General features: G+C 70.1%; 16 protein-coding genes. 4 read left to right on the top strand and 12 right to left on the bottom strand.

Features of this window, described 5'->3' with window-relative positions; translation table 11 throughout:
• The first annotated feature begins 54 nt into the window (after positions 1–54).
• A complete protein-coding gene (locus ACWEBX_RS22825) occupies positions 55–507 on the top strand; it encodes an N-acetyltransferase family protein (RefSeq protein WP_451886663.1) in 453 nt (150 codons plus the stop codon).
• Here the strand turns inward: ACWEBX_RS22825 and ACWEBX_RS22820 are convergent.
• Positions 504–1,880: a serine hydrolase domain-containing protein gene (locus ACWEBX_RS22820; RefSeq protein ID WP_451886662.1), complete on the bottom strand. Its 1,377-nt coding sequence runs from the start codon at positions 1,878–1,880 to the stop codon at positions 504–506. The genes ACWEBX_RS22825 and ACWEBX_RS22820 overlap by 4 nt on opposite strands.
• Before the next feature lie 104 nt (positions 1,881–1,984).
• On the opposite strand from ACWEBX_RS22820, the gene ACWEBX_RS22815 reads away from it, so the two are divergent.
• Positions 1,985–2,680 (top strand): TetR/AcrR family transcriptional regulator, encoded by a 696-nt coding sequence (locus ACWEBX_RS22815; protein ID WP_451886661.1) that lies wholly within the window; start codon positions 1,985–1,987, stop codon positions 2,678–2,680.
• A gap of 161 nt (positions 2,681–2,841) precedes the next feature.
• Here the strand turns inward: ACWEBX_RS22815 and ACWEBX_RS22810 are convergent, their stop codons facing one another.
• The 4 genes from ACWEBX_RS22810 to ACWEBX_RS22795 form a co-directional block, all read right to left on the bottom strand.
• Positions 2,842–3,297, bottom strand: coding sequence for a hypothetical protein (locus ACWEBX_RS22810; RefSeq protein ID WP_451886660.1), 456 nt, complete (start codon positions 3,295–3,297; stop codon positions 2,842–2,844).
• Between the two features lie 204 nt (positions 3,298–3,501).
• Complete coding sequence (locus ACWEBX_RS22805; RefSeq protein ID WP_451886659.1) at positions 3,502–4,023, bottom strand: hypothetical protein; 522 nt, start codon at positions 4,021–4,023, stop codon at positions 3,502–3,504.
• Positions 4,024–4,082: 59 nt separating this feature from the next.
• Positions 4,083–4,688 (bottom strand): hypothetical protein, encoded by a 606-nt coding sequence (locus tag ACWEBX_RS22800; RefSeq protein WP_451886658.1) that lies wholly within the window; start codon positions 4,686–4,688, stop codon positions 4,083–4,085.
• Positions 4,689–4,763: 75 nt separating this feature from the next.
• Complete coding sequence (locus ACWEBX_RS22795) at positions 4,764–5,456, bottom strand: VOC family protein (protein ID WP_451886657.1); 693 nt, start codon at positions 5,454–5,456, stop codon at positions 4,764–4,766.
• Between the two features lie 157 nt (positions 5,457–5,613).
• On the opposite strand from ACWEBX_RS22795, the gene ACWEBX_RS22790 reads away from it, so the two are divergent.
• Both ACWEBX_RS22790 and ACWEBX_RS22785 read left to right on the top strand, forming a co-directional pair.
• Positions 5,614–5,835, top strand: a complete 222-nt coding sequence (locus ACWEBX_RS22790; RefSeq protein ID WP_451886656.1) for a DUF7489 domain-containing protein — start codon at positions 5,614–5,616, stop codon at positions 5,833–5,835.
• A gap of 450 nt (positions 5,836–6,285) precedes the next feature.
• Positions 6,286–6,900 carry a hypothetical protein gene (locus ACWEBX_RS22785; RefSeq protein ID WP_451886655.1) on the top strand — a complete coding sequence of 205 codons (615 nt, stop codon included), beginning with the start codon at positions 6,286–6,288 and terminating at the stop codon, positions 6,898–6,900.
• Positions 6,901–7,034: 134 nt separating this feature from the next.
• Here the strand turns inward: ACWEBX_RS22785 and ACWEBX_RS22780 are convergent, their stop codons facing one another.
• The 7 genes from ACWEBX_RS22780 to ACWEBX_RS22750 all read right to left on the bottom strand — a co-directional run.
• The gene (locus tag ACWEBX_RS22780) at positions 7,035–7,856 is read right to left on the bottom strand and encodes a DUF1963 domain-containing protein (RefSeq protein ID WP_451886654.1); all 822 of its coding nucleotides are present in this window, start codon (positions 7,854–7,856) and stop codon (positions 7,035–7,037) included.
• Positions 7,857–7,927: 71 nt separating this feature from the next.
• Entirely contained in the window at positions 7,928–8,560 is a 633-nt protein-coding gene (locus tag ACWEBX_RS22775; protein WP_451886653.1) for a glyoxalase, read from the bottom strand.
• 103 nt (positions 8,561–8,663) lie between these two features.
• On the bottom strand, positions 8,664–10,424 hold the full coding sequence (locus ACWEBX_RS22770) for an ABC transporter ATP-binding protein (RefSeq protein WP_451886652.1): 1,761 nt from the start codon (positions 10,422–10,424) through the stop codon (positions 8,664–8,666).
• A 149-nt stretch (positions 10,425–10,573) separates the two neighbouring features.
• Positions 10,574–10,711: a SapB/AmfS family lanthipeptide gene (locus ACWEBX_RS22765; protein WP_107065889.1), complete on the bottom strand. Its 138-nt coding sequence runs from the start codon at positions 10,709–10,711 to the stop codon at positions 10,574–10,576.
• A 102-nt stretch (positions 10,712–10,813) separates the two neighbouring features.
• Positions 10,814–13,516 carry a class III lanthionine synthetase LanKC gene (gene lanKC, locus ACWEBX_RS22760; RefSeq protein WP_451886651.1) on the bottom strand — a complete coding sequence of 901 codons (2,703 nt, stop codon included), beginning with the start codon at positions 13,514–13,516 and terminating at the stop codon, positions 10,814–10,816.
• Between the two features lie 885 nt (positions 13,517–14,401).
• Positions 14,402–16,423 (bottom strand): hypothetical protein, encoded by a 2,022-nt coding sequence (locus tag ACWEBX_RS22755; protein WP_451886650.1) that lies wholly within the window; start codon positions 16,421–16,423, stop codon positions 14,402–14,404.
• A gap of 11 nt (positions 16,424–16,434) precedes the next feature.
• The coding region (locus ACWEBX_RS22750; protein ID WP_451886649.1) for a hypothetical protein at positions 16,435–17,128 on the bottom strand (694 nt) is incomplete at its 5' end.

The raw sequence follows: 17,128 nt of genomic DNA, 5'->3' as shown, positions 1-17,128 counted from the left end.
CGGCGTCGACTCCTTTTGGTACCCGGTGCCGGGGGTGTGTCAGGATCGTCGTTCATGGAGATCGACATAACTCCCGCTGACGTGGCCGACTTTCACCAGGTCCTGGCCGATCACTCCCGTTACTGGGGCGAACGGGACCTTCGCTCGCTGCATCTTCTGGCGTTGGTGCGGGAGTTCGGGGCCACCTGCCTCGTCGCACGTGCCGAGGACGGGATCCGCGGCTACGCCTTCGGGTTCGTCACGCCGGACGGCACCGGTTATGTGCATCTCATCGCCACCCGGGACGACACCCGTGGCAGCGGTCTCGGGCGTCGACTGTACGCGGCGTTCGCCGAAGCGGCCGAACTCCAGGGTGCGCGACGGTTGAAGGCGATCACCTCGGTGGAGAACACCGGCTCGATCGCCTTCCATCGCAGCGTCGGCTTCGACGTGACGATCACCGACGACTACGACGGCCCGGGACGCGCCATGGCCGTCTTCCGCCGCGAACTGCCCCTGGCGGCCTAGGAAACCGCCGCTACCCGGCTGAACAGTCGGCCCGCGATGTCGATGCCGGTGATCGCTCCGTGGGCGTCGCGGGAGAAGTAGCCGCGCTGGCCCTCGAGGCCGCCCTCGGTGATGACGTACTCGTCGCCGTCACCGGGAAGGAAGCCGATGGTCGCGGCAGGGTGGTCCGGCGGCATCTCCTCATCCGATGCCTCGCGGATCTCCGGTTTGATCCCGACGCCCAGGGTGAGCCGGGCGCCGTCGACGGCGATGTCGAGGTTCATGGCGTCGATCTCGTAGCGGCCGACGACCTGCCGAGCCCTTCCCTCGTCATACGGGAGCGGCCGCGCCGGCTTCTCGGTGACGTCGAGGTAGTGCTCGAGCGCCCACCGGACGACGGACTGGTTGAAGGGGTAGCCGTCCGGACCGAGGTTGGCCAGCGAGACCACCGCGAAATCGCGCTCGGGCACGATGAGCAGTTCGGCGAACTGGCCGTTGCCCGAACCGCCGTGGCCGATCCCGCGGAGGCCGCCGAAGTCGTGGAGGAACCAGCAGATGCCGAAGCCCTCGCCGAGGGTGCTGCCGCGAAGTTCCACCGTCTGCTCGCGCATGCGGTGCAGCTCGGCGGCGGGCAGCACGCCGGTTCCGTCGCCGAGCTGGAACCGGGCCCAGCGCAGCAGGTCGCTCACCGAGGAGGCGAGCCCGCCGCCCGGGTTGTCGCCGCGGGCGCCCTCCCTGAACGCGTTCCAGGGCCGGGCGGCGCGCAGTTCGCCGTCCTCGGCACGGTTGTAGCCCACGGCGAACTTGCGGACCATCGCCTCGGCCAGCCCGTACACGGTGTCCGTCAGGCCCACCGGCTCCAGGACGAGCGAGGCCATGGCCTGCTCGAACGGCAGCCCCGTGGCCTTCTCGACGATCCGGCCCGCCAGGTTGTAACCGGCCTGGCTGTACGAGGCACGGGTGCCGGGCGGCGCGATCAGCGGGAGGCCGGGAAGCTTCGCCACCAGGCCGGTCAGTGAGCGGTCACCCCTGCCGTCGTCGATCAGATTCCAGTCCAGGCCCGCGGTGTGGTTCAGCAGGTTGAGGACGGTGATCCGCGCCGCGGCCTGCTCGTCGGCGAGCCGCAGTTCCGGGACGTAGTGCCGTACCGGCGTGTCCAGGTCCACCTTTCCCTCGGCGACCAGGCGCATCAGCGCGGTCGCGGTGAAGGTCTTGGAGACCGAGGCCACGGGGAACAGCGTGTTCTCGTCCACCGGCAGCGGATTGGCGAGGCTGGTCACACCGTGCGAGGCGTACATCTCCCGGCCCTCCAGGAGGACCCCGACGGCGACACCGGGGACACCGAGTTCCGTGGCCTGCGATGAGACGAACTCCGACAGCTTTTCCTGCGACATCTCTCCCCCTCGGATTCCTTGAACTAAGTACAAGAAGGAGCGTAGGGAGGACTTGAACAAAGTGCAAGGCGTTCCATGAACTAAGTTCAAGTAGGGTTGCCGCCATGCCGCGAGACACGCTGACCGCAGACCGGATCGTTCGTGCCGCCATCGAGCTGCTCGACGACGAGGGGCTGGACGGCCTCAATATGCGCAGCCTCGCGCAACGGCTCGGCTCGGCCGCCACGGCCGTCTACTGGCACATCAAGAACAAGGACGACCTGGTCCGGCTCGCCGGCGACGCGGTCTGGGGCGAGGTCGAGGTGCCCGACCTGGACACCACGGACTGGCGTACGGCCGCCGCCGCCCATGCCACCGGCGTGTACGCGATGCTCGGCCGGCACCCCTGGCTCGTCCAGGCGTTCGGTAGCCATCTCCTCTACGGATCGGCCCAGGCCCGGCACAACGACTTCAGCCTGGCCGTCTACGAGAAGGCCGGCTTCGCCGCACCGGACGCGGACCGGGCGGCCGCCGCGGCCCTCGCGTTCGTGCTCGGCAGCACCCTCGGGCCCGCCGCGCAGGTGTCGTTGAACCGCCGGCTGAACAAGAGCGGCGGGGACGCCGAGGAGTTGATGGCCGACACCATGCGGCGCGCCACCGATACCGCCAGGCAATTCCCGCACCTGCGGAAACGCCTCGACACCACGGCCGCCGCGGAGTACGCCGGAGCCCCCGACCATTCCTTCGAGTTCGGGCTCCGGTCACTGCTCGACGGTTTCGAGGCCCGCCTGGCGGCCGACCGTGCGGACGAGGCCAGCTGATCCGCGGGCCGCTCGACAAGAACGCGTCCTCCACGACGCCCCTGAGGAGCGTCGCCCTCGCATCATGAGCGGGAGCTTCTGCCACCCGCTCGTTCTGACCTGCGCGCACTCTGATCTGCACGCACTCAGCTTTATGCGCACTCAGCTTTGTGCGACATCTTTCAGTTCTCGATGAGGGCTCGCTCCTCATCGGTGAGTCGGTCGAAGCAGGCCACCTCCGTGGCCATGACCGTCATGTGGTCGAACGCGGGTGCCGCGAGATGCCGGGCGTAGAGGAGCCAGCCCTCCTTCTTGTACGAAGCCATGAAGTAGGTGCCGTTGCCCCCGACCGGTGCCTCCTGTGACGGCGTGCTCGCTTTCCAGCCCCGTGCCGAGAGGCCGGACAGCAGAACCTTCATTTGCCGCCGTGTGCCGGCCCGATCGGCGGCGGTCGGGGAGAGGACGTGATTCTCGGTGAGCGACCAGGTGACCACACAGGGGGTCAGTCGGGTGGCCAGAACGGCCTTGCGTGCCTTTTCGGTGCCGGCGCGGGTGTGTGCCACTTGGTGCGCGCCGAACCCCGCCTCGACCTTGCCGCCCGCCAACCCGGCTGCCGAGACGGCCGCTTGCAGCTCCACCCGAACGGCCTTCTGACCGAAGCGCGCCGATGCCGAAGAAGAGGAAAGGGCAGGGGTGGTGGTTGCAACCGGGGCGGCAGGTCCGACGTCGGCGCCGCATCTTCGCACTACGGCTTCGCCATGATGGAACGGGTCCCGGGACCCGGATCGGCATGAAGTGCTGGTGAGGCAAGGTGTCGACGCCCCTCGCCGACTTCCGCGACGTCACGCCGTGGGATCCACGTTCCAGGCCGCGGGCAGATCGCTGCCGCAGAAGACGCAGACGAAGTCCTCCTCGCGCACGATGTTGACTTCCTGGCAGTCGGGACATCGCCGGAACACCACCTCGTGGGTGAAGCCGGAGGGCCGCCCGAGTTCTACGTCGTCGAGAGCGCGGGCGACTGCCGGCCAGGTGTTGATGTCCGGGCAGTACCCGGTGGACTGATTGCTGACCTCGCTCACGGCCCACCGGTCCGCCTCGCGCGCGAAGCCGATCTCGCCGGCGCTCAGGACCATGTCTCCGCCGGCACAGGCCACGTGCTCGCTGCGCCGCGGCGCCAGTCGAAGCGCACCGTCCGTGCCGACCACGAAGGTGAACGGTTCAGTCAGCTCCGTCGTCGATCGCTCGGCGATCCACCTGTCGAAGTCAGCCGCCGAGCTGATCCGGACTCCGCTGCACCCAGGCCGGACCGCGGCCTTCAGCTCGACCGGTCCGACATATCTGTAACGCCGCCCCCGCACACTCACGTCAGCCCCCCCAGAGCGCGTAACTCGATGTTGTGGTCTCAGATGGAGAGCACTGATGCTCACCTCTCGGAATCGGACCACGTCGCCACAAGCGCCCGCCGATCTGGAAAGCGGGGACCTGGGACCATCTCTTGGGTGGATTGACCGTTGAGCCAGCACACTTGCTCGGGGGCGCCGTCGCCTGTGTCGAAGAGGCAGCACACTCCTCCGCTGTCGGCGGTGAGGTCGGTGAACACCTTCCTGATGCTGGCCGATCGCGCAAACAAGCGGCTCATCCCCGACGTCGCTGCCCAGCACTCCACCGACGTGTAGCCAGGGTGCCGTGGGGACGCGAACCGGATCGTCGCGTAGATGTACCCGATTTGGATGCGCCCGTCCGCTTCGGGTTCAGGGCCGTTCGTCCGCGCGTACTCACGAATTGCGTCATCGACGTCGAACATGAGGGACGTGTCGAGCTCGAGCGTGCTGCTCTGGGAGCAGTCGACCGGCTCGCTCGCGAAACGGGACGTGAACGGGAGTGCGAGCCGGTCACCTCCGGGCAGGGTGATCTCGAGTGGTGGTACGGGTACGGCACAGGCCGACGGCGCCAGCTCGGCTAGATTGGCCAACGCCCTGGCGACATTCCGAGGTCGCAGATAGATGTCGTAGCTGTAGACCAGCCCCACACTTCCCCCTGTCCGTCCCGGATCGAACCGCACCTTCTCACGCCCCGGCCCCTGGGCGCTTGGCGGTTTTGAGCTTCAGCCGTCTCGACCCTGCCATGTGGTCACGCAGGCTTCGTTTCCCTCCAGGTCGGCAAGCACCCAGAAAGCGGGGGCGCGGCTCGCGGACACCAGCCGGCCGCCGGCCGCCAGCGCGGTCTCGATCCGCCGGAGTGCCTCGTCATGCGGAACACAGATGTCGAAGTGGATGCGATTGCGCTGGGGGCGCGCATGGTCCATCTGCTGGAACCAGATGGCCGGGCCCTGCCCGACCGGGTCGACGAGCGGAGCCTCCGGTCCTTCGGCACCCGGCTCATCCGTATAGCCCAGCACCGCCTTCCAGAACGGACGGATCCCGGCGATGTCCAGTGCGTCAATGGCGATCTCCAGAACCTGGACGGACCGTGGTGCCCCCGTTCCGATGTCGGGTTCTGCCACGAGCCCGGACCTGTCAGCGCTCGCGGAGATCAGACGCGCGAGTTCGACATCCCGAGCGGTAACCGCCGCGCGGTCCAACGACTGCAGAGTGAAGACGACCCGATCGGGGCGGACATCGACCCGAAGGTGGCGGTCGGCGTCGTCGCCGCACGCCGCGACAGTGTCCGCCGCCAAGCCCGTCGCCTCAGCCAACGATCCGACCCGTACCGACGTTCGCAAAGTGCCCAGCAGGAAGCGCCATCCGTAGTCCTGGACCGCCGTCGATGCTTCCTGCCGACTCAATAGCTGCTCCATGGCCGCATCCTTGCAGCCCGCTGTCAGCCCCGCTTGCCGTGACTGTCGTCGTTGCTCTGCTCAGGACATTTGTATGGCTCCTTGTGTGACACCCGTACTGCGGTATGTGCGCCGCTTGACCCTGCACCCCGCCTGTCGATCTCCCTAGGCTTGCGGCATGTTCAAATCTCACAAACCAGGACCGGACGACGCCTGGGAAGGCATCGTCGAGGACAAGTCGCGGGGCATGCTCGACGGCGCGAACATGTACCACTTCGTCAAGGTGAGGCGTGCGGACGGCCAGTTCCTGAAGGTGCGCGTCGACCGTGGGCTGTGGAAGTCGATCGCGGTCGGCGACCGCATCGTGAAGGAGCCGGGAAGCGGCCCCGCCAAGGCGTAACCCCCGGAGTGCTGCACCGGCGTCGAGCCCGTGGTCGGTCGAGGGTTCGAAGCCCGGCGGTGGCCGGGCAGGCGCTTCGGGGAGCGCTCCATGGGCGGCCCCTGACGCCGACCGCCCGCCTCGCGCATCCCGGCGGGACACCGCCGTGACCGAGACCAAGACCGCCACCACGGTCCCGACGGTCCAGGGGTGAGGCTGGTGTTGGTGAACCGGTGAGTGCCACACATCGGAACAGTGCGCGAGCTGAATCGATTCGGCATGATCTATTCGGCAGATTTGCCTGAAAGTCCGACAAGTGCGGTGCCTAGGCGGCAATATGGCCTGATCTTCCCTGAACCACGCATCAGAGGCCGAGCCATGACCAGACCGCAGTCCCCGCCGGATCCCTACGCGAGGCCGCAGCGCCCGGTCCGTCAGTCCTCAGGTGACTCCCACCGGAGCGCACTCGTCGTGGCTCTGATCGGTGCCGCGGCCACGATCGTCGCAGCCCTGATCGGTCTGTTCGTGCAGCTCAGCGGCGATGTGGAGCAACGCGCCTCCGGTCCGGCGCTCGGCGGCGCGTCGCCCGCCTCCGACGCCCCCGGCGCGCCCGAAACCTCCGTCGCTCCCCGCAGTTCGGTCCCGCCGAGCACACCCGTGGCGTCCGAAGCGGCCAGCGGAGCCGACGGAGCCCCGGGCGCCCCGACCCCCACCGCTCCGACGCCCGTCGGCCTGCCGGAGGAGTTCCTCGGACGCTGGCAGGGCTACGCCGAGGAGGTCGACGCCACTAATACCGACCACTACCGCGTCACCGTGGAGCTAGACCAGGGCACACTGCGAGAGCAAGTCGGCAGCGTCCACTACGCGATGGAGTCCTCCGACTGCTACGGCACCGTGACCCTGACCGCGGTCGGCGGCACGGACCAGGTGATCCTCGGGGAGAGCATCCAGTCCGGCAACTGCGTCACGAACGGCCGCATCACCCTGACGCTGCGGCCCGGCGACACGGTGGACTTCGCCTACGAGTCGACCAAACGGGACGGCACCCGGCAGTCCGTGAGGGCGGGCCTGGAACGCGTCGCCTGACCGGTGCCGGGGGCAGGACGACTCCCCGGGCCGCGACGACCGCTCCAACCCGCCAGGCCAGAGGTTCCGCGACCGCGTGCCGGCCGGAGACGGGGAGAGATTTCCCGGCGCTCCGGCGGCCAAGTCCTCAGCCGTTACGGGCAGTCGAAGCGATGAGTGAAGGGGCGGCCGGGACAGGTGTGGCACTCGAAGAGATACACACCGCCGAGGTCGCCGAGCACCAGGCCCGGCCCCTCGTAGGGCACACCTTCGTCTTCGACCGGGGTCCAAGCGCGCCGGGACAGCGCGTCGCCCTCGGTGCTTGCCACCGTCAGGAGGTGTTCCATGCGCTTCCCGCACTCCGCGCAGTCCGGCCAACTCGGTTCCTGACTCCAGCCGGGATACCCGACCAGCTTCGTGCCCGGGGCCGTGGAGAGGTGGCTCTGGTGGTCCCAGCCCGTCTCCTGGTCCAAGTCCAGGAACCTGAACTCCAGTCCGTCCCAGAGGCCGTCTTCCAGGTCCCAGTGGGGATACTCCGTCACCGCCTCCGGATGGACGACGCACGGACGCGGGACGTAGTTCTCCCAGATCTCGGCCGGTCTCGGCGGCGCCGACAGCACCTCGCCGACCGCGCCCGCCTCGCGTCGGCGCACATCGGGAACGACCCAGCGGCCTCCGCTGTGCTTCCGCGGGCACCACAGGGCCTGGAGCAGATCGCACCCGTCGGGGAAGGGAACGACGTCGGGAACAGCGTCGCGGTAGATCTGGACGACCGGCACCATCGGAAAACCCTCGTGCTCGGGACACAGGGGCCACGCTTCCTCGGCCGGCCAGAGCAGCGGGCCACCCACCGAGCTGTCCCGGCAGGTCGGTTCACCCACACGCGGGTGGAGCCTCACGGTCTCTCTGCGGAGGGGCGCCAGCTCGGGAAACAGCTTCTCCACGTCCACGGGGCGCGGCGGTGTATGGCGGGCCACGCCGACAGACTACGACCCTGTGGCGTACCGGCGGGACCGGTGGACGGGAGCCGCTGTGCCCGGCACCGTGGTCAGGAGTGCGTGGGTGCCGGCGAGGGGACTTCCCAGGCGAAGCCGTCCGGGTCGGTGAACGCCGTCGCGACGCCGGTGAGCGCGAGCCTGTGCGAGCCGCTGCCGTCGTCGGCGACGCCGAGGTCCTTGGCCAGACCGGCGCGCTTGTACAGCGCGAGCTTGAACTGGTCCGGCCCGTCCGCGGTGAACTCGGCGTACTTGCCGCCGAAGCTCTTCGCGACGGTCAGCCCCTGCTCGACGTAGAACCGCTTGCTCGCCTTCACGTCCGCGACGCCCAGCAGGAGCAGACGTTCGTCGATGGTGCCCGTGACCGGACCCGTGTCCTTCTTCGCCGAGGTCGCGACCTTCCAGATCGTTCCGTCCGGGGCCTGGACGACGCCCCCGTAGCCCCACAGGGACTTCGACACGGGCTTGAGTGATGTGGCGCCGGCCGCGAGGGCGCCGTCGATGAGGCTCGTGACATCGGCCGGCTGGGACACGGTGAGGGCCAGCGTGAATCCGCGGAAGCCGGCCGTGGGTGTCTCGGAGGTGCGCAGGCGCAGCCCGGCGCCGAGTCCGAAGGCCGTGGCGTAGAACCGCTCGGCGGCGGTCGGGTCGTCCACTTCGAGGGTGATGGATGCGATGGAAGTCATGCGGATCACGCTAGCCGCGGCGGGTCGGCGATGGCTTCTCCGATCCTGCTCGATGCGATTCTGCGCGAAGCGGTCCTGCGTAGGGCGGTCCGGCTCGACCGTGTCAGGGCTGGGCGATCGCCTGGCTGGCGATGAGCTGTTGGTACGGGGTGCAGCGAGCCAGGAGTGCGGGGTGGTCTCCGGTGTCGGTGACGGTTCCCTGGTCGAGCATGATCACGTGCTCGGCGTGCTGCACGGTGGTGAGCCGGTGGGCGACGACGATGACCGCGCGGGTCGTCGCCAGCTTTTCGATGATGGTCCGGAAGCGTTGTTCGTTGAGGCCGTCGAGCTGGCTGGTGGGTTCGTCGAGCAGCACGATGTCGGCGTCGGACAACAGGGCACGGGCGAGCGCCATGCGTTGCCTCTGACCGCCGGACAGGTCGGTCTCGCGGCCCAGCAGGGTGTCGATTCCCTGGGGGAGGCGGGTGATGTCGTCGGCGAGTCCGACGGCGTCGAGGGCGGTGGCGAGCTCGGCGTCGGTGGCGGGCGTGGTGCGGCCGAGCTGGAGGTTCTCGCGGGCGGTGGCCTCCAGCAGGGTGAAGGCCTGGTCGACGTACGTGATGCGGGTGCGGAGGGCGTCCAGGGGCCAGTGCCGCATGTCGTGACCGAGGACCGTGATGGTGCCCGAGGAGGGCCGGATGAACCGGTCGATGAGGGACAGCGTGGTGGTCTTCCCGGCCCCGGACGCGCCGACCACGGCGGTGAGCCCGGTGCGGGCGGTGCTGAAGGAGATGCCGTGCAAGGTGGGCCGGCCGGCTCCGGCGTGGGTGTAGAAGACGGAGTCGAAGGCGACGGCGGGTGCGTCGGGGAGCGGGGTGGGAGCGGCCTGGTCGTCCTCGGCCGTGTCGTCCTCCGGCGGCAGGAGCAGCAGGTCGTTGCAGCGGTCGCGTGCGGCGAGGCCGGACTGGAGCCGGCCGAGACCCGTCGCCAGCGTGTTGACGGACGGGATCGCCTGCAGCAGGTAGAGGAGGAACGCGGCGAACGCGGCCGCGGTGATGTCGCCCGCGGCGAGCCGGGCGCCTCCGGTGAGGATCACGGCGATCATGGCGAGCTGGTTGCCCAGGGTGAGCACGGCGGGGATCAGCGTGCCCAGCCGGGCGCCCTCCAGGGAGATGGAGCGCAGCCGTTCCGCGTCCTCGGCGAGGGCGCGGGTGGCCAGCGGCTCGGCCCGGTTGGCCTTGATCGTGGTGAGGGCCTCCAGGTTTGCGGTGAAGCGTTGGGCGATGTGCCCGACGGCGTCCTGCTGGCCGCTCACATTGGCTCGCATGCGGCGCAGGACCAGCGTCACCATGAGTGTCAGGGCGGACAGGGCGACGAGGGTGACCACGGTGAGGACCCAGTCGATCCACACCATCACGCCGAGGGTCGCGGCGATGGTCACGGTGGCGAGGGGCAACTGGCTGGCCACGTCCACGATTTGGCGCAACAGCAGGGCGTCGGAGGTGATCCGGGCGGCGAGTTCGCCGGTGCCCTGGGTCCGGACGACGGGCAGGGGCAGCCGCAGCGCGTGTTCCATCAGCGTGATGCGCAGCCGGTACGCCATGCGTTCGCCGATGCGGGCGAGCAGGAATCCGGAGCAGGCCTGGGTGAGGGCGCCGGCCACGGCGGCGGCGCACATCAGGGTGATGTGGTCGGCGAGCGGACGATGGCTGGAGAAGTCGGTGATGACGTCCTGGAGGAAGAGGGGGAGGGCGAGGGTGGCGGCGGTGGCGGCGAGTGCGAGGACCAGTGCGGCGGTGAGCGGGCCGGGTTCGGCGGTCAGTTCACGGCGCAGCCGCAGTGGGCCCTTCGTGTGGTGAGCGCGGGGAGCGGGCTCGTCGGCCACGGGGAACCTCTCTGGTGGGCGAGGGGGCGTCGCGCGGGGGAACGCACCTGGCGGAGGGAGGGGCTGCTGGGGCGAGCGGGCGACCGGCCGGGCCGCTGGTGGCGGCCCGGCCGGCTGTGCTGCGTGCGCCCCCTACGGGGCGGTGCCCGTTACACGCAGAGGATCGTGCTCACCGTGCTGGTGCCGCAGTTGAGCACGCTCAGGGAGCTGGTGCTCGCGAGGGTGTCGTCGATCGGGGTGGCCTCGGTCTCGGGCAGGTCCATCGTCTGCAGGTCGAGGATCATCATGGCTGTTCTCCTTCATTCACTGACGGGTGGATCACCCGGCCGGGGCGGCCGGGAGTCTGGGGCGCAACTCGGTTGATCCGGTTGCGACTTGAGGTGACGTGGTCAGGACCGGCCGGCCGCGTGTCCGGCGGAGGCCTGGTGGCGGCCGGCCGTGGCCTGAGGGAGACCCGGGCTCGCTTGCGCCGGGCCGGTTCCGCCGGTCCAGGGGAGGAAGGGCGTGCCGGCCAGGGCGGTGCCCAGGGCCAGGAGCACTCCGGCGGAGCCGGTCGCCAGGTCCGCGGAGAGCCGCAGGAGCTGGTCGCCGGGGAAGGCGAGGTGGCCCTGGTACGAGATCTGGTGGAGGGCCAGGAGCCTGCGGTGGCGGTCCAGCGAGGTCTGGCGGTGGGCGGCCGCTTCCGCGTCGTCCGGGGTGCGTGGGCGCGGGGAGTGCCAGGGGCCCGGAGCGCCCGGCTGGGGCCGGGTGAGGGCGAGGTAGCCGAGGAGCCCCGCGCGGCCGTTGAACAGACCGGGCTGGATGATGAATTCGGGTTCGGCGGCCCGGCTGATCGGCGTCCGGTAGCGGGCTGTCACACTGTCGGGGTGATGGCGGAGCAGGGCGTCCAGAGCCAGTCCGATGCCGGTGCTGCCGGTCTCGATGTAGGGGAGTACCCGGTATTCGTCGAGGACTTGGACGGTGCCGTCCGCCGCAGTCACACATCGCTCCAGGTCCAGTTCGAGCAGAGTCTGGGCCCGTTCGAGGAGAGCGTGATCGCCGGTGTGCTCGTAGAGGCGCACCAGGGCGAGGGCCGCGCCGGACGCCCCGTTCATCAGGCCGGCTTTGCGGCGCCCGCTCGACGGACCCTCCTTCTCCAGTTCGTCGGCCGCGGTCCGCGCGTGCGTGATGGCGCTGTCCAGCAGTCGGTGGTTGCCGGTGGCCGTCGCGAAGTGCGAGAGGGTCAGGGCGATGCCGGCGCGGCCCGATGACAGGTCCGGGCCCGGCGGGCTGTCCGGAGTGGTGTGGGTGAGCCGCTCCAGCAGGTCGAGTGCGGCGTCCCGTTCGCCGAGGAGGTCGAGGGTGTGGGCCACGCCGTGTCCGCCGGTGTAGAGGCCCGGCTGTGCCGGACGGGTGCGGGCGGCCTCGATGAGCCACTGGAGGTGTTCGGGCTCCGTGCCGGCGCCCGTGGCGTGGAGGGCGTACAGGACGCCGGCCGCTCCATGGGCCAGACCCAGGCTGCCCTGGGTGAACTGGGCGATGTCGCCCGGGAAGAGCCGGTCGCCGCGGTGGGGGGTGGCCATGGCCCGGATGCCGGCCGCGAGGGAGTCGCGGATGGCCGGCCAGTCGGCCCGAGGCCCGCTGAGCAGGGCTCGGGTCTCGGCCCTGCGCAGGCCCAGTTCGGGCCTGGGAGTGCGGCCGTCCGCGGGGGAGGGGGCCAGCATGCGGCGGATCTCGGCGGTGTATCCGGGCGGCACGGGGAACCGGCGCTCGATGACGTCGGCGAGTTCGGTGCTCTTTCCCGCGTCCAGGGTGGGGAGTTGGGCGAGCGGCAGGAACAACCACAGGCGGATCGCTGCCAGTCCGTACAGGTCGATCTCCGGGCCGGTGTATCCCTTGGGGGCGGTAAAGCCCGCGGCTCCGAGGGCCGGACGCACGAACGCGTCTACGGGGCTGGCGAGTTCGAAGTCGATGAAGCAGATGTCACCGCCCGGCCGGATGATCAGGTTGCGGGGGTGGAGGTCTCCGAAGACGACCCCGCGGTCGTGCATGCCCTTCAGGATGTGCTCGATCCGGTCCACGATCGCGATCGCCTCGCGGGTGTACTCGGCGACCGTCGTGTCGTCGGCGTCCGGATGGATGAGCGGGTACTTCGCGGTCAGCCACTCGCTCAGCGACTGCCCCTCGACGAACTCCTGCACCAGGAAACGGTGTTCCCACACGGTCAGCAGTTCGTGCATGGCGGGGACTCCGGGCAGTCCTGCCAGACGGGCCATCATGTCGTGTTCCTGCTGTAACCGGGTGACGGCGTCGACTCCGCGCTGGTCAAGCCCCGCGTGCGGCCGGGCCTCCTTCAGTACCACTTGAGGGCTGTCCGCGTCTTTGCGGCCGAGGTAGACACCACCGGCGTTGGAGAAGTGCAGGACCCGTTCGACGGTGTAGGGCAGGGTGGGCGCCTGTGGGGCGTTGCGTTCGGCGATGGCCTCGTCCAGGAAGTGGGGCACGGGTGCCCAGTCGGGCACCGAGAAGCCGGCGCCGCGGACATCGGGGACCAGTCGGCCGTCGGGGTCTTCGAGTGCCAGGACCCGCTGACCGGCGTCGTTGTGGCAGTGGCGCTCGGCGAATCCCCCGTAGCGCAGATACAGCGGTCCCGCGCCCCAGCGCAGATCGCTGAGGATGTACGGGCCCCGGCGGCCGGCGAGCAGTGGTCCGAGGCCCTCCAGACACCGGCGTAGTTCGGCGTCGCCCAGCGGGTAGAGCGTGCAGAACTTTCCGCTCGAACCGCGTGGTGAGTACTTGGAATTCTGCATCTGCAGGATGGGCAGCCCGCGCAGGAACTTGAACGTGATGTGCTCGCGCAGACAGTAGTCGTAGACCAGTTCCAGTACCGCCTCGGCGTCCTCGGCGCACGAGGACACGTGGATCTTCCAGCCCTGCGAGGGCAGTTGGACGTCCTGCGGGCGTACCACCGCCCAGATCTCCAGGTCGCCGAGCTCCCAGCCGGCGGGCAGCGGCCGGGTGACGGCCGCGAACTCCTCCTGAGCGCCCCAGCGTCGGGGCGAGTCGTAGAAGATCGGGTCTGCGTAGGCGTAGGCCTCGTACCGGTTGTCCATCGGACTTCTCCTCAGGGCAGGGACGTGTGCAGGCGGGTCAGCCCAGGGGGAGCTGAGATCTGACCGACCTGGAGAGCGGAGAGGGAGGAGCGCAGAGGAAGGAGCGCAGAGAGGGGAGCGGGGAGTGGGGAGCGGGGAGATGCGTCGGCCCGGGGAGCGGGGGCGGGCTGCGCGGCTTGGGTGCCGGCCGGATCCCTTGGGAGGGCTGCGGCCACTCGAAGTATTGGGAACGCGATAGTTCGACCACAACGGCGCGAAAGAAGTCTTTTCCGAAGATATTCACCCCCGGCGTGATGATGAGACCGCCGATCGTCGACAGCGCCCAGGCGTACACCGGATCACCGGCCCGGTCCGGTGCGCCGCGCCGCCGCGGGCGCGGCCAAGCCCGGCGCGGTCCCTCCGGCTTTGTGAACAGGGTGTTTCGCGGGGGCGGATCGTGTTGGCGGTGCCGCCCAATTGGGCCTGGAGGCATGGTTAAAAAGGCATATGCCGGGTGCGGGGCGATGTGGTGTATGACCCGGGTGCGCCTGCGGCCTCTTGATGATGGATTTGTCGTACTGGCGAGAGAGGTGGACAACCGCCCCCTCGAACCGCTCCGGCTCCTGCACGAGCCCGGGCATGGAGTCACCGGATGATGCGGAGGGCCTCGCCCGTACATCTGTGCGCTATTGTTTGTTCAGAGCGGTCGGAGGAAGTCACTCTGGCCGGTGATGCGTTGGTGGTCCAAGGAAAGACGCCCCGCTTCCTGCGGGGAAATGCAGGTGCAAGGCCTGCCCGGCGCTCTGGCGAAACCCTGTCCCGCGATGTGCGGGACAGGGTTTCTTGCTGTCCGGGGCCGATCCCTGCTGCGGGCCCCGGACATCGGGGCCCGCCGCCCGGATGCTGTCAGTCGGCGCCACCCGCTGCGGACGTGGCGAGCAGTGCGGCGCGTGCGGCGGCGCACAGAGCGTCGTCCTCCGGGACGGAACGCCAGGTGCCGTGCCTGACGGGCCGTTCGTCGGCGTCGAGGAACACCTTCAGGACCGGCCGCGCGGGAGCGGCGTCCGCCCCGATCTCCGCCAGGAGCTTCACCGATTCGATGACCGCCGGATAAGCGCCGCCCTGTTCGGCGAAGGGGGCGATCGCCCGGACGAGGGCCGGGACCACCTCGTCGGTGCGTCCGGTGATCCGCCACAGTGCCTCGCCGACGCGCAGCGGCAGCCAGCCGTGCGTATGACGGGGCAGCAGTTCGCGCAGTCGTCCGGCGTACAGGGCCGCCGCCGGGCCCAGTTCCGCCAGGAGCACGGCTGCGCTCTCCTGGCCGTAGGGTGCGTTTAGCTCGGGAAGGAGCAGCGTCAGCGCGGGCTCGCGGTCGCCGGTCAGCCGTCCGTAGGCGAGCGTGAGGCAGCGGGGTGCGAACCGCTGGTTCGCGGGCGGGGCTTCGAGCAAGGCGCGCAGCCGTTCACGGGGGACGGCCTCCGCCGCGGCCGGCCCGATCGCGGCGAGGGCGTCCAGCGCCCAGACCGCGGCATCGGTGTCCAGGAGAGCGAGCAGCTCCGGGATCGCGGGGGCTGAGGCGTCGCCCCACGCCGTCAGCACCTGGCAGAGCGCGCGCCGTTCGTCGAGGCCGGTGGCCGTGGCGAGACGGGCCCGCAGCGGGGGCAGGAGCACGTCGGCGTGGGCGCCGAGATCCGCTGCGACATCGTTCAGGCTCAGCTCGTACGTCCACCAGCCGTCCGCGTGGGACGAGTGGTGGGCGAAGCCGGGGTCCGCGTCGGCCAGGCGCCGCGCCAGGGGCGGGACGCACCGCGCGTCACCCAGTCGCGACAGCGCCCAGAGAGCGTGGGCCCGGGTCTGCGGATGCGCTTCGCCCGCCTCAGTGCTCATAGCTGCCAGGGCGTCCGCCCAGGGGTGGGCCGCGCGCCCGCACATGCCGAGGATCCGGGTGGCGAAGAGCCGGTTGTCGGCTTCGGGATCGTCGAGCGAACGGGCCACGTCGGGCAACAGGTCGGCGACGGCGGACCGTCGGCGGCTGAGCGCCTGGGCGGCGACCCGCAGCGCTCCCGCGCGTACCGTGGGGTCCCGGTGTCCGAGCAGTTGGCGGGTCGAGTCGGCCACGGCGGTGGGGTCGTCTCCGAGGAGGCCGACCGCCCAGACGACCGTCCCCGTGGTGGTGCCTTCCGGCCGCCACGTGTCCGGTTCGCTGCCGGACAGCACGTCGGACACGGCACGTCCGCAGTCGCTGACGTCGTGTCCCGGGAGCGCGCGGCGCAGGGCCTGCACGGCCGTCAGCCGTACGGAGGGGACGGTGCCGTTCATCTCGGCGCGCAGCCAGTCGAGGGAGGCGCCGCGCTGTTCACCCGCGTGGGCGGTCAGTGAGCCGACCGAGTCGATGAGCTGGAGCCGGGTCCGTGGTGCGGCCTCGACGTCCCAGCGTGCCCGCAGCGCGGCGATCACCTCGTCGGCCCGGCCGCGGGCCTCGGCCAGACAGTGCGCGACCGCCGTACGGTGCTCCGCTTCCGGGTCGTCGAGCAGTGGCAGCAGGTCGGGGACCGCCAGGTCCCAGGCGCCGGCCCAGCCGGAGGTGACGAATCGGGGCTGTGCGGTGTTTCCCGAGTGGGCCAGGGACCGTACGAGGTGGAGGAGTTCAGCCCGCACGTCCGTGGCGACGGCCGGGTCGGTGACGGCCGCGATGACGTGGGGCAGCGCGGCGGGTGCCGATGAATAGACTCCACCGCCCTGATGGTGGACGTGCGTGAGCAGATCGTCGGCCGCGTCGGCGGCCTTCTCCGGCTGCCGGAGGTTCCGCAGCATGGCGGGTACGTCGTCGGCGGTCCCGTAGGCGTGCTGGAGGGCCGCCCAGTCCACGGCTTCGACCGGCGTGGGCGAATCGCTTGAGTCCCGCTCGCTCGAGTCCCGTTCGTTCATACCCCGCTCGTTCATATCCGGGCCGCCTCGACCTGCTCCGAGACCGGGAAGACGTCATCGCAGTCCGGGCAGGTGGCCCGGCCGAAGAGATGCGTGAGTCCGCGTGCGATGTCCTCGTGTCCCGCCTGCGTCGCGGTGCGGTGCAGACGCGCGGGCAGGGGAGCGAGGTCGGGCGGGTCGGCCGGCAGCAAGGGTGCTTTGGCCGGGTCGGCCGTCACGTAGTCGCCGGCCGAGGCGAAGGTGCCCCGGTCGCCGAAGGCGATGAACAGCTCCGAAGCGCACTTCGGGCACTCGATCTCGTACTCCTGCTGGTACAGGCCCTCCAGCAGCCCCGCGCTCCAGACGCGTTCTCCCTCGAAGGCCAGGACGCACTGGAGAAGGTCCACGAACACCACGGCGTCCTCACGTGCCGCGTCGAGCAGTCGGCGGGCCACGGGGAGGAGGACGGCGAGCTCTCCGGCGTAGCGCGCGCTGTGCTCGTCGTCCGCCGCCGACGCGATGAGGCCCGCCAGTTCGACGGCTTCGTGCGGTTCGCCCGGGGCGCGGCCGTCAGCGATGGCCGCCAGGTGGGGGAGGGCGGGGAAGCTGTCGCTGTAGACGCTGCCCAGATGGCACAAGTCGTCCCACAGCTCGATCCAGATCTGTCTGTCGTCCTCACCCCCCAGACGGGCGAAGGCGGCGGCCAGATCGTCGGAAGGTCTCGCG

It is taken from the genome of Streptomyces sp. NPDC005070, from assembly GCF_053600395.1.
Note: the sequence above shows the minus strand (reverse complement) of the source record. Positions and strands in the feature narration are given on the sequence as shown.